The organism is Pseudomonas sp. GW456-12-10-14-LB2 (assembly GCF_002884345.1).
Lineage (GTDB): Bacteria > Pseudomonadota > Gammaproteobacteria > Pseudomonadales > Pseudomonadaceae > Aquipseudomonas > Aquipseudomonas paraglycinae.
The window spans coordinates 1-249 of record NZ_POHV01000270.1; the positions used below are offsets into that span (position 1 = coordinate 1).

1 pseudogene is annotated in these 249 nt (G+C 63.5%); it reads right to left on the minus strand.

Annotation, left to right across the window (positions count from 1 at the left end):
- Window positions 1–249: pseudogene (locus C1X29_RS30185) on the minus strand (hydroxymethylglutaryl-CoA lyase); the annotation flags it as partial.

Consider the following 249-nt stretch of genomic DNA (forward strand, 5'->3'; position numbering starts at 1 on the left):
CGCAGATCGAGGCCGGTCGCGAGACCCATCTCGTGGCAGAGATTGACAAGATCTTCGGTACAGACATTGCCCGTAGACCCGGGTGCAAACGGGCACCCGCCCAAGCCGCCGAGCGCCGCATCGAAGCGTCGCGCTCCAGCATCATGAGCGGCCAGCACATTGACTAACCCGAGGCCGCGGGTGTTGTGGAAGTGAAGCGTCAGCTTGTCCGCGGGCACCAGCAGCAAGGTTCTGGCCACTAGGTGAGAG